Genomic DNA, 23,696 nt, shown 5'->3' with positions numbered 1-23,696 from the left:
AATCGATCAATCTGGCCCTCGCTGTGGGGCCCAAGCGAAGGAGACGACGATGTCCTCAAGGATGGCCGCGCTCGCGGCGGCGACCGCGCTCGCCACCGCGGTCCTCGGCCTCGGCGCCCCCGCGCCGGCCGAGGCCGCCCCCGTGGCGTTCGACAACGGCCGCGCCATCACCGACACCTCCGGCAACCTCATGCACGCCCACGGCGGCGGCATGCTCAAGGTCGGGAGCACCTACTACCTCGTCGGCGAGCAGCGCAACGACTACCTCTTCGACCAGGTCTCGATGTACTCGAGCACCGACCTGGTCAACTGGACGTTCCGCAACGACATCCTCAGCGCCGAGTCCGACCCCGACCTCTCGCCCGCCAACATCGAGCGGCCCAAGGTCGTCTACAACCCGAACACCGGCAAGTACGTCCTGTGGGCGCACAAGGAGAACGGCGTCGACTACGGCGACGCCGAAGTGGCCGTGGCCGTCTCCGACACCGTCACCGGCGACTACGACTACCGGGGCTCGTTCCGCCCCGCGGGCTACGACTCCCGCGACATGACCCTCTTCGTGGACACCGACGGCACCGGCTACCTCATCTCCGCCGCCGACGTGAACTACGACCTCAACGTCTACCGCCTCACCGACGACTTCCTCGCCATCGACGAGCTCGTGCACGTCTTCGACGGCTACCACCGCGAGGCCCCGGCCGTATTCGTGCGCAACGGGGTCTACTTCCTGGTGACCTCCGGCGCCACCGGCTGGAACGCCAACCAGACCCAGTACGCCACCACCACCAACTTCCCCGAGGGCGCCTGGTCCGGCTGGTCCAACGCCGGGAACTCCACCACCTTCGGCTCCCAGCCGACCTACGTCACCACCGTCCAGGGCACCGCCGGCACCAGCTACCTCTACATGGGCGACCGCTGGGGACCCCAGTGGGGCGGCAAGCCCATGGACTCCGAGTACGTGTGGCTCCCGATCAGCTTCCCCAGCAGCACGAGCATGAGCCTGACCTGGTACTCGACCCTGAACATCGACGCCGCCGCGGGCACCGTCCAGGGCGTCGTCGGCAACGACGACGGCAGCCCGTACTCGACCAAGTTCGTCAACGCCGGCTCGGGCAAGTGCGTCGACGTGCCCTCCGGCTCCGGCGCGGACGGGACCGCGCTCATCCAGTACGGCTGCTGGAACGGCGCGCCCCAGGCGTTCACCTTCGACCCCGTCTACCCCGGCTCCAAGGTCGGTTCCATCGCCAACACCGCCACCGGCAAGTGCTGGGACGTGCTCGACCAGTCCACCGCCGTCGGCGCCCCCGTCGGCCAGTGGGGCTGCTGGGCCGGGGGCAACCAGCGCTTCGCCCTCCGCGCCGCCGCCGGCGGCGGCCACCTGATCGTGGCCCAGCACTCCGGGCTGTGCCTCTCGGTCAGCGGCGCCTCCACCGCCGACGGCGCCGCGATCGTCCAGAGCGCCTGCACCGGCGCCGCGAACCAGCGCTGGACCGTCACCGTCCGGTAGCGCGGAAGCGAAGGAGGCCGCCGCGGGACCCGCCGTCCCGCGGCGGCCTGTGTCGCCTGCCTCATCCCCACCCCGCCGTTCGCCGCAGGTCCCTTGACCAGGCATAATCGAGAGGTTGCGCTTCGGCGCGGCATCTCCCGGTCCTCCGAGACCGGACGCCCGGGGCCGAAGGCCCGCAAAAGGGCACAGTATGCGAGTCGCTCCCGGCGACGCCTTCGAGCACACGGTGCTTCGAGAGCACTGCCGGGCGCGGCGCTTAGCGAACGAAAGGAATCAGTCTCGTGACTGATCAACAGCAATCGGCCGGCGGCCGGGACGGCGGCGGCGGAGGCCGCGGCGGTCGCGGCGGCCGCGGGGGCCGTGAAGGCGGTCGCGGACGCGACCGCGCCGAGAAGTCCCCGCACATCGAGCGCGTCGTCACCATCAACCGCGTCGCCAAGGTCGTCAAGGGCGGCCGGCGCTTCGCCTTCACCGCCCTCGTGGTGGTCGGCGACGGCGCGGGCAACGTCGGCGTCGGCTACGGCAAGGCCAAGGAAGTCCCGGCGGCGATCGCCAAGGGCGTCGAAGAGGCCAAGAAGAACTTCTTCACGGTCCCCCGCATCGGCGGCACCATCCCGCACGAGACGTTCGGCGAGGACGCGGCCGGCAAGGTCCTCCTCAAGCCCGCCTCGGCCGGTACCGGTGTCATCGCGGGCGGCCCCGTGCGCGCCGTCCTCGAGTGCGCCGGCGTCCACGACGTCCTGTCGAAGTCCCTGGGCTCCTCGAACGCGATCAACATCGTCCACGCGACGGTGCGCGCGCTCAAGCAGCTCGAGTCGCCGGAGGCCGTCGCGGCCCGCCGCGGCATGCCGCTGGAGGACATCGCTCCCCAGGGCCTGCTGCGCGCCCGCGCCGAAGCCGCCCAGGCTGCGCAGGCGTAGGGGATCTGACATGGCACGTTTGAAGATCACCCAGCACAAGTCGGTCATCGGCGAGAAGCCGAAGGCCCGGGCGACCATCGAGACGCTCGGCCTCCGCAAGATCGGCCAGACCGTCTACAAGGAGGACCTCCCGCAGTACCGCGGCATGGTCCACCGCGTCCGTCACCTGGTCGACGTCGAGGAGGTCGAGTAGTCATGAGTATCCGTATTCACGACCTGCAGCCGGCCCCCGGCGCCAAGAAGGCCAAGACCCGCGTCGGTCGCGGTGAGGGCTCCAAGGGCAAGACCGCCGGCCGCGGCACCAAGGGCACCAAGGCCCGCAAGACCGTGCCGGCCGCCTTCGAGGGCGGGCAGATGCCGCTCCAGCTGCGCGTGCCGAAGCTCAAGGGCTTCAAGCCGCACAACAAGCTCGTCTACCAAGTGGTCAACCTCGACCGCCTCGTGGAACTCTTCCCCGACGGCGGCCAGGTCGGCCCGGAGCAGCTGATCGAGGTGGGCGTCCTCAACAAGAAGGAGCTCATCAAGGTCCTCGGCTCGGGCGAGCTCGAAGGCGTCAAGTTCGACCTGAAGGCGCACGCCTTCTCGGCCTCGGCCACCACCAAGGTCGCCGCCGCCGGCGGTTCGACCACCGTGGTGGACAAGAAGACCGGTGAGGCGCTCGCCGAATAGGCGGACGTCCATGCGGACGAACACCTGATCTGCGCAAACGGGCCGGAGGGAACTCCGGCCCGTTTCGTCATGCTCAGTGCCGAATACGGTGCGTCCGAATGCGCCTGCTAGGCTCCCTTGGCGAGGATCACCGTCTTCCTCGGGCGCGTGACCCCCTCGCTACGAACTTCACACGCCCACTGGTAACGAAAGGTGTTGCACCGCAACACCATGGGCCCCGCCAGGGGGTCTTGTTCAGGAGGAACCGCATTGCTCTCCGCCTTCATCAGCGCGTTTCGGACCCCGGATCTGCGCAAGAAGATCCTGTTCACCCTGATGATCATCGGTCTGTATCGTCTGGGTGCGCAGATGCCGAGTCCCGGCATCGACTATGCCGCGGTGCAGTCCTGCCTGAACATCCAGCCCACCGATGAAGCGGGCGTCTTCGGCCTCCTGAACCTGTTCACCGGTGGAGCGCTCCTCCAGCTCTCGGTCTTCGCGCTCGGCGTCATGCCGTACATCACCGCGTCGATCATCATGCAGCTGCTGACCGTGGTCATCCCCAGGCTGGAGCAGCTCCGCAAGGAGGGCCAGCCCGGCCAGGTCAAGATCACCCAGTACACCCGGTACCTGACGCTGGGCCTCGCCCTGCTCCAGGCGTCCGGCTACATCGCGCTCGCCCGGTCGGGGATCCTGTTCCAGACCGAGTGCCCGAGCCCGATCCTCCCCGACCTGTCGACCACCGAGGCGAACATCCCCTACTGGATGTCCGTGGTCACCGTCGTGGCGGTCATGGTTGCCGGCTCGGCGATCATCATGTGGTTCGGCGAGCAGATCACCGAGCGCGGCGTCGGCAACGGCATGAGCCTGCTGATCTTCGCGTCGATCGCCGCCCAGATGCCCGGCCAGTTCTGGTCCCTCCAGGAGTCCGAGGGCTGGTTCATGTTCGCCGTCATCGTCGGCCTCTGCATCGCGATCATGGTCGCGGTCATCTTCATCGAGCAGTCGCAGCGCCGCATCCCGGTGCAGTACGCCAAGAAGATGGTCGGCCGCCGGATGTACGGCGGCACCTCGACCTACATCCCGCTCAAGGTCAACCAGGCCGGCGTCGTGCCCGTCATCTTCGGCTCCTCGCTGCTGTACATCCCGACGCTGTTCCGCCAGCTCAACCAGAACAGCGACGCCCAGTGGGTCCAGTTCATCGACCGGTACCTGCTCAACCAGGGCTCGTGGGTGTACATCACGCTCTACGCGTTCCTCATCATCTTCTTCACGTACTTCTACGTGTCCATCACCTTCAAGGTCGACGACGTCGCCGAGAACATGAAGAAGGCCGGCGGGTTCATCCCGGGCGTGCGCCCGGGCAACCCCACCGCGACCTACTTGCAGCGAGTCCTGTCACGCCTGACCTTCCCGGGCTCGCTGTACCTCGCCGCGATCGCTATCCTTCCCAATCTGGCCATCATCGCGTTCGGTAACCAGCAGCTGTTCGCTCAGTTCGCGTTCGGCGGCACCTCGGTGCTGATCATGGTGGGCGTCGGCCTGGAGTCGGTCAAGCAGATCGAGTCCCAGCTGATGCAGCGCCACTACGAGGGCTTCCTGCGCTGACGCAGGCTTGACCTCAGTGCCACAGCGCGGCCGCCCAGGCCGCGCTATCGGCACGTTCGGCGGACGTCCGCCGAAGATCGGCACGTATGACACGGGAGGAAATTCTTTGCGACTGGTACTCGTAGGCCCGCCCGGGGCCGGCAAGGGCACCCAGGCGGAGATCATCGCCGAGCGGCTCGGCATCCCCAAGATCTCCACCGGCGACATCTTCCGCGCCAACGTCTCCGGCGGCACCCCGCTGGGCCTCAAGGCTAAGGAGTACATGGACGCCGGCGAGCTCGTCCCCGACGAGGTCACCAACGAGATGGTGGCCGACCGCCTCGCGCAGGACGACGCGAAGGACGGCTTCCTGCTCGACGGCTACCCCCGCAACACCGAGCAGGCCAAGGTCCTCGACGGCATCCTCAAGGAGGCCGGCGTCACCCTCGACACCGCCCTCGAACTGGTCGCCAGCGACGACGAGGTCGTGCGCCGGCTCTCGGGCCGCCGCGTCTCCAAGTCCACCGGCAAGGTCTACCACCTCGAGTTCGACCCGCCGGCCGACCCCGACTCGGACGACCTGTACCAGCGCAGCGACGACAAGCCCGAGACCGTGAAGCACCGCCTGGAGGTCTACGCCGAGCAGACCGCCCCCCTGGTCGGCTACTACCAGGCGCAGGGCAAGCTCGTCGAGATCGACGCCATCGGCGAGGTCGCCGAGGTCACCGAGCGCGCGCTGACCGGCATCGGCGCGGCGGAGTAGGCGAGGTGTTCCGCCGTCGCGACCGGATCCAGTACAAGACCCCGGAGCAGATCCGCAAGATGCGGGCCGCGGGCCTCGTGGTGGCCGAGGTCCACCAGGCCATGCGCGAGTCCGCCGGACCGGGCGTCTCGACGGCGGAACTCGACCGCATCGCCGAGGAGGTCATCCGCTCCTCCGGCGCGGTGCCCTCCTTCAAGGGCTACGACATCGGCTTCGGGCCCTACCCCGCCTCGATCTGCTCCTCGGTGAACGAGCAGGTCGTCCACGCCATCCCCGCCGCGGACGCCGTCCTGGAGGCCGGGGACCTCCTGTCGGTCGACGTCGGCGCGATCGTCGACGGCTGGCACGGGGACGCCGCGATCACCATCGAGATCGGCGAGGTCGCCCCGGAGCTGTCCGCCCTGCGGGCCGCCTGCGAGGCGTCCATGTGGGCCGGCATCCGCGCCGCCGCGACCGCCAAGCGCCTCGGCGGGATCTCGCACGCCGTCGAGCACTCCGTGGAGCACTCGGGGGACTACGGGATCGTCACCGGCTTCGGCGGGCACGGCATCGGCACCGAGATGCACCAGGACCCGCACATCCTCAACTACGGCCGCCCGAGCGAGGGCCCCAGGCTCCGCCCCGGCATGGCCCTGGCGATCGAGCCGATGATCACGCTCGGCTCGCCGGACACCGCCGAACTCGAGGACGGCTGGACCATCGTCACCGACGACGGCTCGGTCGCCGCCCACACCGAGCACACCATCGCCCTCTGCGAGGACGGCGTGTGGGTGCTGACGGCCCCGGACGGCGGGGTCGAACAACTGGGCGAACTGGCCGCGAGCGCGGCTCGCGGTGAATAGGACTCCGGTGCCATAATGGCCTCGTGACCGAAGACCACGGGAAGCTGCGCATCTCCAACGACGACCGCGACGAGGCGATCGCGCAGCTCCGCGCGGCCCTCGACCAGGGCCGCATCGACCTGGGCGAGTTCGACGAGCGCTCGATGGCCGCTTACAGCGCCAAGACCAACGCCGAGCTCGACCTCATCTTCGAGGACCTCCCGGGCGGGCGCCCGAAGGTCGGCGAGGTCGTCCCCGCCGAGCCGGCCGCCGCCCCCGCGGCCCCGCCCGCTCCGAAGCGGAGCCTGCTGCGGCGCCTCCCCGCCCTCCAGGGCCTCGTCACCGTCGGCCTCATCACCACCGGCGTCTGGTTCGCGACCTGGATCGGCAGCGGCGACATGCCGTACTTCTGGCCGATCTGGCCCATCCTCGGCCTGGGCATCGCCACCGTCCTCCAGGTCGTCAACATGGGCTTCGGCGGCGGCGACGAGGACGGCGACGACGACGAGGACCGCCGCGACCGGCGCGAGCGCCGCGACCGCGACCGGGGGCACCGCCACGGCCACCCCGGCGGCCACCACGGCGGCACCGCCCACTGACCCCCCGAAGCACCCGACCCCACCAAGGAGCCCGAATTGTCCTCCCTCGAACGGTACGGCGACCGCACCATGCGGATCGGCAACCCCGAGCGCGGCGCCCTGACCGAGATCCTCCGCGCGGCGGTCGACCAGGGGTACATCGACCTCGACGAGTACGAGAAGCGCGTCGACGTGCTCCTCGCGGCCCAGACCGTCGGCGACGCCGAGGTCGTCCTCGCGGACCTGCCGGCCTACCAGCGCCTCATCGAGCCCGCGGAGCCCGAGAAGCTCGGCACTCCCGACTGGATCAAGTGGATGTGGTTCGGGTTCTCGATCCCGATCGGCATCAACCTGGGCGTGTGGCTGGTCGTCGAGGCGCTCACCGAGGGCTCGATCTACTTCTGGCCCATCTGGGTCATGGTCCCGCTGCTGGTCGTCGGCATCGCCCTGACCGGCGCCGAGCGCGGCATCATGCGCCCCGCCGAGGAGCGCAAGCGCAAGGAGCGCCTGCGCCGCAAGCGGAACCAGCGGTAGGCGCGGGACGGCGGGCGCCGGGGCGCCCGCTGGACATGTGAAAGTCGCGGACACGCGAAAGGCGCAGACATGTGAAAGGCCCTGCGGCGCGATGCCACAGGGCCTTTGCTGATGGGGTGATCGACGGGACTTGAACCCGCGACCTCCTGGACCACAACCAAGCGTTCTACCAGCTGAACTACGACCACCATCGGGCTTCAACAAGGAAGCCGGGGACAATAATAGCCACTGGGCCCCGTGCGGTGTCAACGGGGTTGGGTGTTCGGGGTCTCACCGGACGTCCCGGCCAGCGCCGCGGCGGCGGCTTTCGCCTCCTCGCTCGAGGGCCCGGGCAGGCCCACGAAGACGGTGCGCCGGTAGTACTCCAGCTCGTTCACGCTCTCCTTGATGTCGGCGAGCGCGCGGTGGGCGAGGCCCTTGGGCGGCTGGTTGTAGTACACGCGCGGGTACCAGCGCCGCGTGAGCTCCTTGATGGACGACACGTCGATCATGCGGTAGTGCAGGTGGTCGTCCAGGCGGGGCATGTATTTGGTGATGAAGGTGCGGTCGGTGGCGATCGAGTTGCCGCACAGGGGGGCGGTGCGCGCCTCGGGCACGTGCTGCCGGATGTACCGCAGGACCTCGTCCTCGGCCTCGGCGAGGGAGGTGCGGGACGCCTTCACCTCGTCGGTGAGACCGGACTTCGCGTGCATGTCGGCCACGAAGGCGCCCATGTTCTCGAGCACGTCCGGGTCGCACGCGATGACGATGTCGATGCCGTCGTCCAGGGGGGTCAGGTCCGGTTCGGTGACGAGCACGGCGATTTCGATGAGGGCTTCGGTGTCCGGGTCGAGGCCGGTCATTTCGCAGTCGACCCACACAAGGCGTTCTTCTGTCACCCGGCCAACTCTACGCGCAGGCGGTCACGGGCGTGATCTTCGTGTCACGCGCCCGGAAGTCCCCCGCGGGAGGGCCGGGAGGCGCAGACTGGAGAGAACGAGGGGTGCTCGGAATCCGACATCAACAGCTGAGAATGGTGTTGCTTGTCACCGCTACCGTCCGCTATGGTGCGGGTATCAGAGCGTCGCCGCCTTCCCGGCCGGAAAACACGTGATTCGGGCCGCAAAGAGATGATCTCTCAACTTTTTCAAGGTAAGGCGCGTGTACCCCTAGAGATTGAAGGTTTGCGATGAAGCAGGCCGGAGACGATACCGTGACCAGGACTCGGATCTCCCCACTGAACCACCGGTGAGGTGATCCCCGTCTCAGAGGCATCATGAAGGTTGCCCGCCCCCGTCCCAGAGACAGGAGCCGTGAACCGAGCATAGCCCGAGAGACCGGTTTGCGGGATTGTGCGACGACCCGGAAGGGCACCCGTCGGCAACGATTCCGTAACCGTGGCGCATCGAACACCGGGGCACGGAATTCCACGCAACGAAGCGGTCGTTGTAACTGGTACACCGTTCACGCGGTGTCGGGGGACGAGGAAGCTGGAGGAGACCTTGAGCGTGGATACTACTGAAACACCCACCCTCACCACCCAAGAGGTCGCTGAGGAACGAGACCTTGTAGGCGTCTACCTGCACGAGATCTCGAAGACGCCGCTGCTCGACGCGGCCGCCGAGGTCGACTTGGCGAAGGCGGTCGAGGCGGGTCTGTTCGCGAAGCACCTGCTCGGTGAAGGTGAGACCTTCGGCGCGGCCTCCGAGAAGGAGCTCAAGCGCCTGATCGAGGACGGCGCGCGCGCGAAGGAGCAGTTCATCAAGGCGAACCTGCGGCTGGTCGTGTCGATCGCCCGCCGGTACGTCCGCTCCGGAATGCCGATGCTCGACCTGATCCAGGAGGGCAACACCGGCCTGGTCCGCGCCGTCGAGAAGTTCGACTACGCGCGCGGCTTCAAGTTCTCGACCTACGCCACCTGGTGGATCCGTCAGGCCATCAGCCGGGCGATCGCCCAGCAGGAGCGCACCGTGCGCCTGCCGGTGCATCTGGTCGAGGACGTCAACCGGATGCGCAACGTCACCCGCCAGCTCACCCGTGAGCTCGGCGGCGACCCCGAACCCGACCAGGTGGCCGCCGCGCTCGGCGTCACGGTCGAGCGGGTCAACGAGCTCATCCGCTGGAGCCAGGACACCGTCTCGCTGGACACGCCGATCGGCGACGACGGCGACACCAACCTCGGCGACCTGGTCGCCGACTCCGACGAGCCCAGCCCCGAGGACGTCGTCCTCGCGGGGATGGAACGGCAGCGCATCGAGATGATGCTCAACCACCTCGACGAGCGCTCCGCCGGCATCGTGAAGGCCCGCTACGGGCTCGAAGACGGCCGGGAGCACTCCCTCACCGAGGTCGCGCACCGGTTCCACCTGTCGCGCGAGCGCATCCGGCAGCTGGAGATCCAGGCGCTGGCGCGCCTCAAGGAGCTCGCCAACGACCAGGTGATGGCCGAGGCGGCTTGAAGGCGCGATAGGCGATAAGGAAACAGCACGCGAGGCGAAGGGCCGGGGCGAGAGCCCCGGCCCTTCGGCGTCCCGGTGTCGCGGCCGGGACGCCCTCGCACTCGCGCGCGGTCAGATCCGGCGGTAGCCGTCGATCGACATGCCCATGTCGAGGTCCGAGATCTTCACGACGTCGCCCGGCTTGGGCGCGTGGATGACCTGGCCGTCGCCGATGTACATGGCGACGTGGTTCTGGCCGTTGTAGAAGACCAGGTCGCCGGGCTTGAGCTCGTCGCGGCCGATGCCGCTGGTCTCGTCCCACATGGCCCACGTGGAGTGGGTGAGGGAGACGCCCGAGACGTCGTAGGCGCCGGCGATGAGGCCGGAGCAGTCCCAGGTGTCGGGGCCGGCGGCGCCGAACACGTAGGACTCGCCGAGCTGGTCCTTCGCGAACTGGACGGCGGCGGTGGCCGCGTCCGAGCTGTACTCGGCGGTGGAGCCGGAGGAGGACGAGGACGAGGAGGACTCCTCGGCCGACGCCTCGGCCTCGGCCGCGGCTTCGGCGGCAGCGGCGGCCTCAGCGGCCGCTTCCGCTTCGGCGGCCTCGTCGTAGGCGGCCTGGGCGTCCTCGATCTGGGCGTCGAGCTTGCCGACCTGGGTCTGGAGGTCCGCGATCCGCGGCTCCAGCCGGTCGACGGTCTCGGCGGCGGTCTCGGCCTCGGCGTACTTGTCGGACTGCTCCTGCGCGTACTCGACGAGCGTGGAGACCTTGGCCCCGAGCTCGTCGTCGGCGGACTCGACCGCGGCGGTCACGTCCAGGAGCTGCGCACCGGTGGTGCCGTAGTCGGCGGCGGTGGCGGTGATGACGGCGTTCGCGGCGGCGAGCTGCGTCTGGAGTCCGGTGAGGGAGGTGGCGGCGGCGTCGCGCTCGGTCTCCAGGTCGCCGAGGTGGTCCTCGATCTCGGAGGCGGACGCCGCGTCGTAGTCGATGTCGTCGGCCGCGTGGGCCCGGCTGCCGGCGAAGGCCGTCACCAGCCCGACGGTGGCGACGGTGACGCCGGTGTAGGCGGCGATGCGGCGGAGGATCGCGGCGGCGCGCGATCGGTGGTCGATGTCAGTGCAGGCTTGAGTATCAGTGCAGGCTTGAGCCACCAGGTGGCCTTTCTTCCTCGGCCGCCTACCGGGTTAGCTGTCGGGTTCGGGCAGGGAAGATCGCCCTACCCGCGCAGGCGAGGGCGCCTGTGCGGGATTCACCCCGTGCGCCGCCTGCATTGGGGGGAGCGGCGCGGCTGGGTCCCCGGCCCGCGCGGCGGTGGCGCGCCCCGTACCGGGAGGAACGGGCGCCATGCGCTGCGCGGCTCGGCGGTCCGGACGGGTGGGTCTCTGGGGGAGCCCTGAGGACCCGACCGGAACAGCCGCCGACGCTAGTCGGGGGTGACCCGGATCGCCAAGTCCGCTGTGAGGGTGGTCACCGATCCGGATCGGACAGTGGTGACGGGGCGGGAGACAGGGCCACTATCCTGCGGGTTTATTGTCCGAACGGCCGACCTGCGGGTGGACCGTCCGCCGGGACGGTTCGCGAGGGGCGCTCGCGTCGGCACCCGCCCCCGCTTGCAAGCGTGCCCGAGGGGTCCGACGGTCCGCCCGGCCGGTCTCGACCGCCTCCGTCGAACGGCCTCGCACCGCCTCGACCCGAACCGCCCATGGGCGTCGCTCAGAAACTCCGCAGCGACCTGGGCGGGGGCGGGGACTGGATCGCGGTGGCGTCGGTGGCCGGGGCGGCGCCGCCGATGTACTCGCGCAGCTCGGTGCCCTCCAGGACCCGGCACGGGAAGGCCGCGCCCGCGCAGCGGCGGCGCAGCTCCGCGACCGGCAGCTCAACTCCGGAGGCCACGGCCACGACGTTCCCGAACCGGCGCCCGCGCAGCACCGCGGGCTCGGCCATGACCGCCACGTGCGGCCACACCTCCCGCATCGCGGCCAGGGCCGGCTTGAGGAACCGCATGTGCCCGCCGTCGCACAGGTTCACCGCGTAGTGCCCGCCCGGGCGCAGCACCTGGTCCGCGGCCCGCAGGAACTCCGTCCCGGTGACGTGTGCCGGGACCCGCGCGCCGTCGTACACGTCGGTGATCACCAGCTCGTAGCTGTCCTCGGGCGCCGACTCGACCGCCTCCCGCGCGTCGGTGCGCCGGATCTTCACCTTGACGCCGCGCGGCAGCGGGGCCTCGGCCCGCACCAGCTCGATGAGCGCCTCGTTCGTCTCCACGGCCTGCTGGTACGAGCCCGGCCGGGTCGCGGCCACGTACCGGGCCATCGCCAGTCCGCCCGCGCCCAGGTGCAGCACCCGCAGGGGCCGCCGCGGCCCGGCCGCGGCGTCCACCAGGTACGCGATGCGCTGCATGTACTCCGCGTCCAGGTAGGACGGGTCGTCGAGGTCGATCGTCGCCTGCACGACCTCGTCGTAGACCAGGTGCAGCAGGTTCGGGCGGTCGGGGTCGCGGTCGAAGCGGAGCGCGTCCTTCATGGCGGTGCCGTTCACGGTCGGGGAGGCGGACCCCGCGAGTCTAGGGTCCAGCCTAGGACCCGGGGCCCTGGGACGCCTGCGTCCGGGCCGAGGCCGCGATGTGCGCGATGCGCCGCAGCGCCGCGAACACCGTCTCGCCCAGGACCGTCGCCGTCACCGCCTGCTCGACGTCGACGCCCTCCACCCGGGTCGCCTCCGCGATGGCCTCCATGTCCGCCGACGCCAGCGCCGCCGCCGCGTCCGCGTAGTGGCCCAGCACCTCCTGCGGATCGGGATTCCCCAAGCGGTAGAACGCGGTCAGGGCCGTGACCATCGCGTCGCGGTACATCGGCGGCGCCACCTCGGCCCACCCGTACTCGCCCAGCAGCTGGTCCACGGTGCGCTCCGCGGCCTCCCGCGTGCCCTCGCTCGCGAGCGAGAACGCCGGCTCCCGGTGCGTCGCCGCGAGCGCCGCCCCCATCGCCTGGAACGCCGAGTCCTGATGGCGCGCAAGCACGGTGAGCACTTCCCCGATCTGCGCCACCGACAGCCCCGCGGTCTCCGACAGCGCCCTGATGAGCGTCAGGCGGTGCACGTGAGGGGACCCGTACTCGACGGTGTTCCCCTCGCCGTGCTCGCCCGGCTGGAGCAGCTGCTCCCGCAGGTAGTACTTGATGGTGGCGGCCGGAACGCCGGTCCGCTCCGACAGCTCGCCTATGCGCATACGAGGCAGTCTATGCCGGAATGCGCGCCCGCGTTACCGTTGAGCCACGGCCGGAACCCCCGCCCCGACACGTCCCCACCCGGAAAGGCGGAGGCCGATGGACCCGCACCCGCCGCCCCCTCCCGACCGCCCCGAACCCGAACGGCTGCGCCATGCATGACCTCCGAACCGCCCTCCTCGAAGAGCTCCGCGAGATCGCCGCGCGGCCGGTCCCGGACTTCGACCCGGCGCTGGCCGACGACTTCGCCGCCACCGGGCGCCGCCTGCCCTACGAGGCCCAGTACTTCGCGCGCCGCCGCCACCTCGCCGCGCTCGCGATCACCGGCGAGGCCGCCCCGCTCTCCTCGCTCCTCAAGGACGTCTGCCAGGAGCGGTCCTGGGCCCTGCCCGCCCACTGGGGCGAGGACTTCGACCCGCGCACCTGCGTCGACCTGTTCGCGTGCGAGACCGCGCAGACCCTCGCCGAGATCCTGCGCCTGCGCGAGGACGTCGAAGGTCGCGAGCAGGTCGAGGCCGAGATCCGCGAACGCGTCCTCGACCCGTTCTTCGAGTCGGAGTTCCCGTTCTGGTGGGAGCTGCGCATCTCCAACTGGACCGCCGTGTGCGCCGGCGCCGCCGGGCTCGCCGCGCTCGCCCTCGGCTACGACACCGACGTCGTCCGCGCCCGGGTCCTGCCCGCGCTCCAGAGCTACCTGTTCTCCTTCGGACCCGACGGCGGCTGCGTCGAGGGCGTCTACTACTGGATCTACGGGTTCGGGTACTTCACCTACTTCGCCGAGGCGTGGCGCGAGGCCACCGGCGAGGACCTGCTCGAAGGCAACGAGGCCATCGCCGCGTTCCCGGCCCGCGCCCAGCTCTACCCCGGCTCCTTCGCCACGTTCGGCGACACCGACGGCGACCCGCTCCTGCCCGCCGGGCTCCTCACCCGCCTCCACGACCGGCTCGGCGCCGAGCCCCCCGCGGCCTCCCGCCCCCAGACCTTCGCCGAGGACGAGTGCGCGCGCTGGGCCCCGCTCACCCGCACCCTCGAGTGGGGCCGGCCGCTCCCGGAGTCGGTCGAGCCCGCCCGGACCCTCCTGCCCGAGGTCGGCTGGTTCGTCGAGCGCCGCCGCATCGGCCGGCGCATGTGGGCCCTCGCCGTCAAGGGCGGCTACAACGAGGAGCCCCACAACCACCTCGACCTGGGCGCCTTCATCATCGCCGTCGACGGCGAGCAGCTCCTGTGCGACGCCGGGGCCGGGGAGTACACCGCCGCGTACTTCGGCGAGGAGCGCTACGAGCAGGTCCACCCCTCCGCCGCCTGGCACTCGGTGCCCACCGTCGAGGGCGCCGCCCAGCAGCCCGGCGAGGACTCCCGCGCCGAGCTCGTCGACGGCCCCGACGGCGTCGAGGTCTACGTCGACGCCTACGGCGACGGCGCCCTCATCCGCAAGTTCGCGTGGAAGGACGAGCGGATCATCCTGCGGGACTTCGGACCCGAGCTCACCGAGACGTTCGTCAGCCGCATCCGCCCCGAACTCGAGGGCGACCGCGCGGTGTGGACCGGCGAGCGCGGCACCCTCATCCTCCACGGGATCAACCCCGAGGACGCCCTGGTCGACTCGGTCGACACCGCCGACCACCGGGGCTTCCACGACCGCCTATGGGCGCTCCGCTTCGGACTCCCCGCGGAGAGCGCCCGCCTCCGCTTCGAGCTGCTCTAGGAGCCCGTCGGCCTTGAGGCGGCGGCGGGCCGCCGCGATGGCCTCGCTGGTGTGCTCGAACAGGCGCCCCTGCTGCCATAGCGGTTCCAGGATGCCAAGGGCCTCAAGGGGTTTGGCGTGCACCGGTTCGAGGCCCGAGAGGTACACGGCGATGCCGCGGTGCTCCAGGCGCCGGATCGCGTCGGCCAGGACCGTCGCCCCCGACGCGTCCATCGTGGACACCCGGCTCATGCGCAGGACCACCACGCGCACGTCCGCCACGTCCAACAGCTGCAAGAGGAACCGGTGCGCCGCCGCGAAGAACAGCGGCCCCTCCAGCCGGTACGCCACGATGTGCTCGTGCAGCAGCGCCGCCTCCTCGTCGTGGTGGTCGTCGTGGTCGATCGGCTCCTCCTCCACCGACACCGACCGCGAGATCCGCCCCAGCGCCAGCAGCCCCGCCAGGGCGATCCCCACCGCGACCGCCCACACCAGGTTGAACAGCACCGTCGCCGCCAGCGTCAGCCACATGACCGCCGCATCGGCGCGCGTCGACCGCGCCAGCGCCAGCATCGAGCCGACCTCGATCATCCGGATCGACGTCGCGATGAGCACGCCCGCGAGCGCCGCCAGCGGCACGTGCGCGACCAGCGGCGCGAGCGCGAGCATCATGAGCGCCAGCACCACCGCGTGCGTCAGCGACGCCAGCCGCCCCGCCGCCCCCGACCGGACGTTCACCGCCGTGCGCGCGAGCGCCCCCGAGGACGGCATCCCGCCGAAGAACGGCGTCACCAGGTTCGCCACGCCCTGCCCCAGGAGCTCGCGGTCCGGGTTGTGGTGGCGCCCCACGGTCATGTTGTCCGCCACCGTGGCCGACAGCAGCGACTCCAGCGCGCACAGCGCGCAGATCGCGACCGCCGCCGCAACGAGCTGCGGCGCCTCCGACGCGAAGTCGAGGAACCCCGCCTCCGGGGCCGGGACGGTCCGCGGCAGCGACCCGATGACCGCGACCCCGGGCTCGGCGAACCACACCACGACCGTCGCCGCGATCACCGCGAGCAGCGGCGTCGGGATCTGCGAGTGCAGGCGCGAGCCCAGCAGGATCGCGGCGACCACGCCGAACGTGACCGCGACCGGCGCCCAGTCCGGGGCCGCCGCGAACGTCCGCAGCGACTCCCACGCGCCCGTGATGAGGTGCGCGTTCTGCGAAGGGAGCCCGAGCGCGGGCGGGAGCTGCTGCACCGCGATGACGATCCCGACCCCCGCCGTGAAGCCCTCGACCACCGGGACCGGCACGTACCGCGCGTACCGGCCCGCCCCGCACAGCGCGAGCGCGACCAGCATGATCCCGGCCATCACCCCCACGAGCATCACGCCCGTGTGCGAGTGGGTGGCCGCCAGCGGCACCAGCACCACCGCCATCGTCCCGGTCGGGCCCGTCACCTGGAGGTTCGAGCCGCCCAGGAGCGCCGCGAGCACCCCGGCGATGATCGAGGTGATGAGGCCCGCGAAGGCCCCCAGGCCCGAGGCGATCCCGAAGCCCAGCGCCAGCGGCAGCGCGACGACCGCGACGGTGAGCCCGGCGAGGAGGTCGGTGTGCCAGTGGCGGCGGACGTGCGCGAAGTCGGACCGTTCGGGAAACAGCTGTCGGAATCGTCGTCGTTTCGTGGCAGTCGTCTCTCGCATCGTGGTCATGAGCGTATTGTCCCGTCCGGTGGTACGGGAGCACGCCTCCAACGCGCCGGGGCGGCGGCCGATGCGCTTGCTGCCGTAGGATCGCCACCGTGCGTGCGAGAGGTCTGGAGACGGCGGTCCGGGTCGGCGGCGCGGTCGTCGCGGCGGCCGCGGCGGTCCTCGCCGCCCTGATCGAAGCGTTCCTGGTCCCGACCTACTGGGACGGGATCGCGATCCCCCTCGCCGGGGCCCTCGCGTTCGCCGGGAACTGGTCGCTCGCCGCGCTGGCGGTGTGGTGGACCGGCAGTCGGTGGGGCGCGCTGCTCACCTCCCTCGCCTGGTTCGCGGTGGTCCTGGCCGCCTCGATGCCCTCGTCCGCCGGGTCGCTGGTCGTCGCGAGCGGCTTCAACGGCTACGCGCTGCTCCTGGCCGGTACCGCCGGGATCGGCGTCGCGCTGTGGCGGTATTTTCGTCCCAGACCGAGCAAGGCCCCCTCTGCCCCGAAGGAGTCCCGACAGTGACCCTCCTCAGCCGCCTCCTGATGCCGCACTGGCCGTCGATCTACGGCTTCGCGCTGGGCCTCATCGCCGCGAACCTCGGCGGCCGGATCGCCTCGAACGTGTGGGGCGAGGGCACCGCGGTCGGCGACCTCGTGGGCGTGTACACCTTCGGCGCCATGGCCGCGGTCGCGGTCGCGGCCGGGATCTGGTGGGGCGTGCGGCGCCGCCGCCAGGAGATCACCGGCGAGCTGCTGGTGATCTTCCTGATCGCGACCCTGTTCGCGGTGCTCGTCAACCCGCTGATCGCGCGCGTGGACTACCCGGACCTCCAGGGCGTGTTCTCGCAGATCCCGATCTACTTCGCGCTGCTGGCGGTCTCGGGCTGGGTGGGCTTCCTCATCGTGATGGCCCTCGGCGTCGACCGCTACGGCCGCGAGCTCAAGGCCACGCGGATCGCGTTCGAGCGCAAGGCGAGCCCGTCGCGCAAGGCCGCCGCCGCTAAGGCCTGACCCGGTAGTGGTACCGGTAGCGCTCGGCGTAGCCGAGCCTCCGGTACATGCCGATCGCCGGCGCGTTGTCGGCCTCCACCTGGAGGGCGGCGCGCGCCGCTCCGCCGCCCGCGCCCCACGCCTCCAGCGCCGCCAGGACTTCGGTCCCCAGGCCCTGCCTGCGCAGGTCGGGGAGGGTCCCGACGTTGGTGACGGCCAGGAGGTCCCCGGCCACCGCGCCCCTCCCGCGCGCGGCGAGCGCGCCGCCGCGGCGGATCTCCGCGTAGGCCCGGCCGGGACCGGACCCGAACACCCGCGCGGCCACCGCGGGGTCGCCGCGCCCGGTCTGCTCCAGGAACGCCGCGCTCGGCGCGTCCGACACGACCGCCTCGCCCGCGTACGCGGTCTCATCGAGCGCCTTGACCATCACCACGGTCTCCATGCGCGCCTCCCAGCCGCGGGCGTCCAGCTCCTCCTCCAGCCGCCGCGTGACCGGCCCGGCCAGGGAGAACTTCGCCGGCAGCCCGCGCGCCGCGTACCACGCCTCGACGGCGGCCACGGCCGCGTCGATCCCGCCCTCGGGCGCGGTGAGCGCCAGGACCGAGTTCGCGCGGTTGGTGAACCCGCCCGCGGCGCGCAGCACCCAGCCGCCGAGCGCCGCGGTCTCGACCGCGGGCCAGGTCTCGGCGAGCAGCCGCTCCAGCCCGATGATCTCCGAGAACTTCACCGGCTGCGGCGGGACCGGGCGCGCGGCGACCACGGCCGCGGCGTCGACGGTGACGACCGCCCCTGCGGCCGACCGCACGAGCCAGCGCTCCGCGCCGAACTCGATAAGCTCGCCCGTGACGTCCGTGAACCGCAGACCGGGCCGGGCGTCCCGCAACCTGATCCGAACCGCCACGCGGCGGCCGACGTGTTCCGGTCCCAGCATCTGGCGCACCCCAAGCCTTCGGGTCTCATAGAGGAAATAAGCTTTAGGCTCATCTCAGCGCAGCCCGCCCGGCCGCGCGCCGTAGGAAGGACGACTCGTGACTTACGTAATCGCCGAGCCGTGCGTGGACCTGCTCGACAGGGCCTGCATTGAAGAATGCCCCGTCGACTGCATCTACGAAGGCAACCGCAAGCTCTACATCCACCCCGACGAGTGCGTCGACTGCGGTGCGTGCGAGCCGGTGTGCCCGGTCGAGGCGATCTTCTACGAGGACGACGTCCCCGAGGAGTGGGCCGCCTACACCAAGGCCGACGTGGACTTCTTCGACGACCTCGGCAGCCCCGGCGGGGCCTCCAAGGTCGGCAAGATCGACAGCGACGTGCCGTTCGTGGCCGCGCTGCCCGCGAAAGAGGAGTAGCCCGATGGCGCTGCGCCGCCTCCACAGCGCCTCACCGGCCCGGCGGCTGCCGCGCTTCCCCTGGGACCGCATGGCCCCGTTCAAGGAGCGCGCCGCCGCGCACCCCGACGGGCTGGTCGACCTCACCGTCGGGGCGCCCGTCGACCCGGTCCCCGAGTCGATCCGCGCCGCCCTCGACGAGGGCGCCGGCTTCCCCGGCTACCCGACCGTGGCCGGCCCGCCCGAGCTCGCCGCCGCGATGCGCTCGTGGCTGCACCGCCACACCGGGGTCGCCGAGGACGTCGCGGTCCTGCCCACGGTGGGCTCCAAGGAACTGGTCGCGAACCTGCCGTTCCAGCTCGGCATCGGCCCCGGCGAGTCCGTGGCCTACCCCGAGATCGCCTACCCCACGTACGAGATCGGCGCGATCCTCGCGAAGGCCGACCCGGTCCCGGTGGCCGACCCGCGCGACGCCTTCGGCTCGCGCCTGCGCCTGGCGTGGATCAACTACCCGGCGAACCCGACCGGCGAGACCGCCACCGTCGAGCACCTGCGCGACCTGGTCCGCTGGGCCCGCGAGTCCGGCGTGGTCCTCGCCTCCGACGAGTGCTACCTGACGCTCGGCTGGGACGAGGCGGGCCCGCCCGTGTCGGTCCTCGACCCGCGCGTCAACGACGGCGACCTCACCGGTCTGCTGGCCGCGCACTCGCTGTCGAAGCGCTCGAACCTCGCCGGGTACCGCTCGGCGTTCCTCGCCGGGGACCCCGCGGTCGTCGCCGACCTCCTGGAGATCCGCCGCCACGCGGGCTTCATGGTGCCGTGGGCGGTCCAGCGGGCCACGATCGCCGCGCTCCACGACGAGGAGCACGCGATCGAGCAGCGCGAGCGCTACCGGCGCCGCCGCGAGGTCCTGCGCGCCGCCGTCGAGGCCGCCGGGTTCCGCATCGACCACTCCGCCGCGGGCCTGTACCTGTGGGCCACGCGCGACGAGGACTGCTGGGACACCGTCGCGGCCCTCGCCGACCGCGGCATCCTCGCCGCGGCGGGGGAGTTCTACGGCGCCAAGGGGAACCGCCATGTGCGGCTGTCCCTGACCGCCACCGACGACGCCATCGCGGACGCCGCCGGGCGGCTGAAGTAGACGCGGGCCGCGCAGCGGCCCGAGCGGACGGGCGCCGAGGCGCCCGCACCAGCGCACGGAAAAGGGGCCCGCGGCCGGATGCCGCGGGCCCCTCGCTCATGGCGCGCCCTTAGTCCTTGGGGACCGCGGGGACGTCGACCGGCGGGTCGACCGGCGGCACCGCGCCGGTCACCGTCGCCAGGATGTCCTGGCAGGTCTGGGCCAGGGCCCCGATGTCCGGCAGCGCCGGGTCACCGCCCGGTACCGGCACCGGCAGCGGCGGGAGCTGCTCGAACTCCTCCTCCAGCTCGGCCGGGAGCGGCGCCCCCGCGTCGAGCGCGGCCTGCAGGTCCGTCAGGCACGTGGCCAGGTCGGTGAGCGCGGTCGGGTCGGGCAGCCCGCCCGGAAGCGGCGGCGGGTCGACCGGGAGCGGCGGCAGCTGCTCCGCGGCGACGGTCTCCACCCGGTCGGTGGTCTCGGCGGCGCCGACGGCCGGCGCGGCGGCGAGCATCGCCACCGGGACGGCGAGGCCGATGAACACGGCCCGCCAGGTCTTGGTCTTCGGGCTCCGGTCTCGTGCTGTTTCGAACATGGACTCTGCCATGAGGATTACTCCCGTGGATTGTCGGCGACCCCGGCTCAGGAGCGGTCCTGCCTTCAAAGGCCGTCAGCGGGGACGACCCCGACCGTCCATCGGCACCGGGATGCCTAACTTTCCGTAGGACTTTATGTACTGAAGGTAAGCACCGCGCCGGTTCGGCGGAATCCACCGGGCAAATACCGACATCCTCGCCGATGGGACCGCCCTGAGCAGCACGATCGCCGGTAAACCCCATCGTCCGAAACCCGACAGTCCCGGCCGAACCCGGTGGCGGGCGTCGGACCCTTCGTTCACACTTGGCGGGTGACTGACACGCTGCTCATCGGACGCGACCACCCCGCCTCCGCGCTGCGCGCGGCCGTCGACCGCACCGCGGCCAGCCACGGCGGCCTGGTCCTCGTCGTGGGCGAGGCCGGCATCGGCAAGACCGCCCTCGTCACCGAGGCCGCGGCCGGACGCCGCGACGACCTGCTCGTCGCCTTCGCCACCTCCTGGGAGTCCGAGGCCGTCCCCGACAACTGGCTCTGGATCCAGGTCCTGCGCTCCCTGCGCGGGCGCCTCGGCGACGAGGCGTGGCGCGCGCTGCGCCCCGCCCCCGCCATCGACGTGTTCCTCGGCGAGGGCGACGGCTCCCGGCCCGTCGACTTCGAACTCCACGACGCCGTCACCCAGCTCCTCATCGCCGCCTCCCGGGTCCGGCCCCTCCTCGTCGTCCTCGACGACCTCCACTTCTCCGACACCGCGAGCATCGAACTGCTCAAGTTCGCCTGCCAGCACACCTTCTTCGAACGCGTCCTGTTCGTCGGCACCTACCGCGACTCCGAGATCGACCCCGGGCACCGCCTCCGCGGCCGCATGCTCCAGCTCGTCTCCAAGGCCGCCATGGTCGGGCTCGACGGCCTCACCGAGGACGGCGTCGCCGCGCTCGTCGCGGCCACCGCGGGCGCCGCCCCCGACCCCGACACGGTGGCCGAGATCACCCGCCGCACCGGCGGGAACCCGTTCTTCGTCGAGCAGTCCGCGCTCCTGTGGGCCTCCGGCCAGCCCGTCGACGCCACCAGCGCCGGCATGCGCGACGCCCTGCGCCGCCGCCTCGACCAGCTCCCCGCACCCATCCTGCGCATGCTCACCCTCGCCTCGGTCGGCGGCCGCGAGTTCCACGCCGGCGTCATGGCCCAGGCGTCCGGCCTCGAACTGTTCCGCATCGAGTCCGCCCTCGACACCGCCTGCCAGACCCGGCTCATCCGCCGCGAGCGCGACCGGTACGTCTTCGTCCACGACCTCGTCCGCGAGACCCTCTACAACTCGATGGACCCCGCCGAGGCCGCCCACCACCACGGCTGCGTCGTGCGCGCCCTCCAGGCCGACGAGTCCCTCAAGAAGCACATGCTCATCACCGAGATCGCCCACCACGCGTGGGTCGCCGGGGACGACCTCGACCCCGAGACCGCCGTCGACCTCATCGCCCGCGCCGGCGCCAAGTCCACCGCGTGCATGAGCATCGCCGGCTCCGAGCGGTACTACCGCCGCGCCGTCGAGCGCTGCACCCCCGCGATGGTCCGCAAGCGGGTCCTGCTGCGGATCCAGCTCGCCGACGCCGTGCGCTGGCTCAAACGCGAGGACGAGGCCCGCGGGATCTTCGCGCTCGCCCTCCACGAGGCCGAGGACCACGGCGACCCGATGCTGCTGGCGCGCGCCGCGATGGACGCCCCGCAGACCGAGAACGTCCCCGAACTCATGCGGCTCAAGGCCCTCGCCTACGAAGGGCTCGCCGGCGAGGCCCCCGACCCGGGCCTGGAGCACGAGGCGCTGAGCCGCCAGCTGCTGTACCGCTTCATGATCGCCGCCCGCGAATCCGGCGACGACGAGGAGATCTCCTTCGGCCTGTGGGCCACCCACGCCTCCAGCTGGGGCCCCGGCACCGCCGCGCACCGCCAGCGGGTCGTCGAGGAGCTCGCCGACATCACGCGGCGCACCGGCGACGAGGAGATGCGCCTCCTCGCCTCCTCCCTGCGCTGGGTCGTGCTCCTCGAACAGGGCGACCCCGCGTTCCTCGCGCAGCTCGCCGAGTTCTGCGCGCTCGCCGACGTCGCCGACGCCGGCCACTGGGTCGGCGGCTCGAACGTCGACCGCGCCATCGTCGACATCGTCCAGGGCCGCTACGACAGCGCCGAGGCGCGCATCGACGAGGCCGCCCGGCTCATGGACGGCGAGCGGGCGCACCTCGACCTCGTCGGGCACCTGCGCTGGGAGCTCACGATCGCCCGAGGCGAGCTCCCGTCCACCGACGAGTCCCTGCCGCACGGCTCCTACGGCGCCAACCACGCCGAACTGCTCACCGGCCTCGTCGCGCTGCGCCGCGGCGAGACCGGCCGGGCCCGCCGCATCCGCGAACGGCTCCTCGCCGCCGACGACCTCTTCGGCTCCTGGGAGTCCCTCATGCTCCGCTTCGAGGCGGAACTGGCCGTCGCCGACGGCGACACCGACCTCGCCCGCGACCTCTACGACCGGCTCGCCCCGCACGAAGGCGAATGGCTGGTCGCCATGTGGGGCAACAGCATCAGCGGGCCGATCAGCCACTGGCTCGGCACCCTCGCGGCGGCCCTCGGCGAGGACGACCGCGCCGCCGCGCACTTCACGGCCGCCGTCGAGCAGGCCGACCGGCTCGAAGCGCGGCCCTGGGCCGACGCCGCCCGCGCCGGGCTCGCCGCCCTCGCCGCCCCGAAGGACCCGCCCGCCTCCGGCGACGTGTTCCGCCGCGACGGCGCGACCTGGACCCTCGCGTTCGAGGGCGACGTCCTGCACCTGCCGCACGCGAAGGGCCTCGCCGACCTGCACGAACTGCTCTCGCACCCGGGCGAGGACATCGCCGCCGCCGACCTCCTCGACCCCGCGGAGTCCGTGGCCGCCGACGCGCGGCTCGGCGGCGACGACGTCCTCGACGCCGCCGCCCGCGCCCGCTTCCGCGAGCACCTGGAAGCCCTCGACGAGCAGATCGACACCGCCGCCGCGGTCGGCGACGACGCCCGCGCCGCCGCCCTCGACACCGAGCGCCAGGCCCTCATCGAGCACCTGAAGGCCGCCACCGGGCTCGGCGGCCGGGCCCGGCGCCTCGGCGACAACCACGAGCGGGCCCGCAAGTCCGTCACCAACCGCATCCGCAACACCCTCAAGAAGATCGAGGACGGCCACCCCGCGCTCGGCGCGCACCTGCGGGAGGCCGTCGCCACCGGCTCCTCCTGCGCCTACCGGCCCGGACCCGGCGCCCCGAAATGGGACCTGTGACGCGAAGAGGCCGGGC

At 71.7% G+C, this 23,696-nt stretch carries 23 protein-coding genes, 1 tRNA gene and 1 riboswitch; of the genes, 16 read left to right on the top strand and 8 right to left on the bottom strand.

The genetic code is table 11. From position 1 onward, the window contains the following. The first annotated feature begins 49 nt into the window (after nt 1-49). The 9 genes from BLS99_RS20695 (at nt 50) to BLS99_RS20655 (ending at nt 7,358) form a co-directional block, all read left to right on the top strand. Complete coding sequence (locus BLS99_RS20695; protein WP_218126762.1) at nt 50-1,507, top strand: RICIN domain-containing protein; 1,458 nt, start codon at nt 50-52, stop codon at nt 1,505-1,507. Between the two features lie 281 nt (nt 1,508-1,788). Further along, nucleotides 1,789-2,427, top strand: a complete 639-nt coding sequence (rpsE, locus tag BLS99_RS20690; protein ID WP_176953463.1) for a 30S ribosomal protein S5 — start codon at nt 1,789-1,791, stop codon at nt 2,425-2,427. A 10-nt stretch (nt 2,428-2,437) separates the two neighbouring features. Further along, a complete protein-coding gene (gene rpmD, locus BLS99_RS20685) occupies nt 2,438-2,620 on the top strand; it encodes a 50S ribosomal protein L30 (protein ID WP_091053631.1) in 183 nt (60 codons plus the stop codon). A gap of 2 nt (nt 2,621-2,622) precedes the next feature. Then, nucleotides 2,623-3,096, top strand: coding sequence for a 50S ribosomal protein L15 (gene rplO / locus BLS99_RS20680; protein WP_091053630.1), 474 nt, complete (start codon nt 2,623-2,625; stop codon nt 3,094-3,096). A 249-nt stretch (nt 3,097-3,345) separates the two neighbouring features. Further along, nucleotides 3,346-4,683, top strand: a complete 1,338-nt coding sequence (gene secY, locus BLS99_RS20675; RefSeq protein ID WP_091053629.1) for a preprotein translocase subunit SecY — start codon at nt 3,346-3,348, stop codon at nt 4,681-4,683. Nucleotides 4,684-4,789: 106 nt separating this feature from the next. Next, on the top strand, nt 4,790-5,425 hold the full coding sequence (locus BLS99_RS20670; protein WP_091053628.1) for an adenylate kinase: 636 nt from the start codon (nt 4,790-4,792) through the stop codon (nt 5,423-5,425). A gap of 5 nt (nt 5,426-5,430) precedes the next feature. After that, a complete protein-coding gene (gene map / locus BLS99_RS20665) occupies nt 5,431-6,267 on the top strand; it encodes a type I methionyl aminopeptidase (protein WP_091053627.1) in 837 nt (278 codons plus the stop codon). A gap of 23 nt (nt 6,268-6,290) precedes the next feature. Next, a complete protein-coding gene (locus BLS99_RS20660; protein WP_091053626.1) occupies nt 6,291-6,845 on the top strand; it encodes a DUF1707 SHOCT-like domain-containing protein in 555 nt (184 codons plus the stop codon). 36 nt (nt 6,846-6,881) lie between these two features. Next, the gene (locus tag BLS99_RS20655; RefSeq protein WP_091053625.1) at nt 6,882-7,358 is read left to right on the top strand and encodes a DUF1707 SHOCT-like domain-containing protein; all 477 of its coding nucleotides are present in this window, start codon (nt 6,882-6,884) and stop codon (nt 7,356-7,358) included. A gap of 112 nt (nt 7,359-7,470) precedes the next feature. On the opposite strand, the gene BLS99_RS20650 is transcribed toward BLS99_RS20655, so the two are convergent. Both BLS99_RS20650 and orn read right to left on the bottom strand, forming a co-directional pair. Further along, nucleotides 7,471-7,546 (bottom strand) — tRNA-His (locus BLS99_RS20650). Between the two features lie 57 nt (nt 7,547-7,603). Beyond that, nucleotides 7,604-8,236, bottom strand: coding sequence for an oligoribonuclease (orn, locus tag BLS99_RS20645; protein WP_245712346.1), 633 nt, complete (start codon nt 8,234-8,236; stop codon nt 7,604-7,606). A 609-nt stretch (nt 8,237-8,845) separates the two neighbouring features. Here orn and BLS99_RS20640 point away from each other — a divergent pair. Then, nucleotides 8,846-9,796, top strand: coding sequence for a sigma-70 family RNA polymerase sigma factor (locus tag BLS99_RS20640; protein WP_245712345.1), 951 nt, complete (start codon nt 8,846-8,848; stop codon nt 9,794-9,796). A gap of 111 nt (nt 9,797-9,907) precedes the next feature. Here the strand turns inward: BLS99_RS20640 and BLS99_RS20635 are convergent, their stop codons facing one another. From BLS99_RS20635 to BLS99_RS20625, 3 genes are all read right to left on the bottom strand, one after another. Further along, nucleotides 9,908-10,927, bottom strand: coding sequence for a C40 family peptidase (locus BLS99_RS20635; protein ID WP_091053622.1), 1,020 nt, complete (start codon nt 10,925-10,927; stop codon nt 9,908-9,910). A 7-nt stretch (nt 10,928-10,934) separates the two neighbouring features. Next, a riboswitch (cyclic di-AMP (ydaO/yuaA leader) is annotated at nt 10,935-11,103 on the bottom strand. A gap of 386 nt (nt 11,104-11,489) precedes the next feature. After that, on the bottom strand, nt 11,490-12,314 hold the full coding sequence (locus tag BLS99_RS20630) for a spermidine synthase (RefSeq protein ID WP_091053621.1): 825 nt from the start codon (nt 12,312-12,314) through the stop codon (nt 11,490-11,492). A gap of 37 nt (nt 12,315-12,351) precedes the next feature. After that, entirely contained in the window at nt 12,352-13,002 is a 651-nt protein-coding gene (locus tag BLS99_RS20625) for a MerR family transcriptional regulator (protein ID WP_091053620.1), read from the bottom strand. 152 nt (nt 13,003-13,154) lie between these two features. Between BLS99_RS20625 and BLS99_RS20620 the strand changes: the two genes are divergently transcribed. Beyond that, nucleotides 13,155-14,705, top strand: coding sequence for a heparinase II/III domain-containing protein (locus tag BLS99_RS20620; protein WP_176953462.1), 1,551 nt, complete (start codon nt 13,155-13,157; stop codon nt 14,703-14,705). Here the strand turns inward: BLS99_RS20620 and BLS99_RS20615 are convergent. Beyond that, on the bottom strand, nt 14,643-16,370 hold the full coding sequence (locus BLS99_RS20615; RefSeq protein ID WP_091053831.1) for a SulP family inorganic anion transporter: 1,728 nt from the start codon (nt 16,368-16,370) through the stop codon (nt 14,643-14,645). The genes BLS99_RS20620 and BLS99_RS20615 overlap by 63 nt on opposite strands. Nucleotides 16,371-16,468: 98 nt before the next feature. Here BLS99_RS20615 and BLS99_RS20610 point away from each other — a divergent pair, with 98 nt between their 5' ends. Together BLS99_RS20610 and BLS99_RS20605 are read left to right on the top strand one after the other, a co-directional pair. Next, nucleotides 16,469-16,879, top strand: coding sequence for a hypothetical protein (locus BLS99_RS20610; RefSeq protein WP_091053618.1), 411 nt, complete (start codon nt 16,469-16,471; stop codon nt 16,877-16,879). Then, nucleotides 16,876-17,367, top strand: a complete 492-nt coding sequence (locus BLS99_RS20605; RefSeq protein WP_091053617.1) for a hypothetical protein — start codon at nt 16,876-16,878, stop codon at nt 17,365-17,367. Before BLS99_RS20610 ends, BLS99_RS20605 begins: the two co-directional genes overlap by 4 nt. On the opposite strand, the gene BLS99_RS20600 is transcribed toward BLS99_RS20605, so the two are convergent. After that, nucleotides 17,357-18,277, bottom strand: coding sequence for a GNAT family N-acetyltransferase (locus tag BLS99_RS20600; RefSeq protein ID WP_143034892.1), 921 nt, complete (start codon nt 18,275-18,277; stop codon nt 17,357-17,359). The two genes, BLS99_RS20605 and BLS99_RS20600, sit on opposite strands and share 11 nt — an antisense overlap. Before the next feature lie 97 nt (nt 18,278-18,374). On the opposite strand from BLS99_RS20600, the gene fdxA reads away from it, so the two are divergent. Next, a complete protein-coding gene (gene fdxA / locus BLS99_RS20595; protein ID WP_091053615.1) occupies nt 18,375-18,695 on the top strand; it encodes a ferredoxin in 321 nt (106 codons plus the stop codon). Between the two features lie 4 nt (nt 18,696-18,699). Next, the gene (dapC, locus tag BLS99_RS20590) at nt 18,700-19,815 is read left to right on the top strand and encodes a succinyldiaminopimelate transaminase (protein WP_091053614.1); all 1,116 of its coding nucleotides are present in this window, start codon (nt 18,700-18,702) and stop codon (nt 19,813-19,815) included. Between the two features lie 109 nt (nt 19,816-19,924). Here dapC and BLS99_RS20585 read toward each other — a convergent pair whose 3' ends face one another. Beyond that, complete coding sequence (locus BLS99_RS20585) at nt 19,925-20,398, bottom strand: hypothetical protein (RefSeq protein ID WP_143034891.1); 474 nt, start codon at nt 20,396-20,398, stop codon at nt 19,925-19,927. A 300-nt stretch (nt 20,399-20,698) separates the two neighbouring features. On the opposite strand from BLS99_RS20585, the gene BLS99_RS20580 reads away from it, so the two are divergent. Beyond that, nucleotides 20,699-23,680, top strand: a complete 2,982-nt coding sequence (locus BLS99_RS20580; protein WP_176953461.1) for an ATP-binding protein — start codon at nt 20,699-20,701, stop codon at nt 23,678-23,680. Nucleotides 23,681-23,696 lie beyond the last annotated feature (16 nt).

The sequence above is a fragment of the Glycomyces sambucus genome (assembly GCF_900102815.1).
GTDB classification, from domain to species: Bacteria; Actinomycetota; Actinomycetes; order Mycobacteriales; family Micromonosporaceae; genus Glycomyces; species Glycomyces sambucus.
Note: the sequence above shows the minus strand (reverse complement) of the source record. Positions and strands in the feature narration are given on the sequence as shown.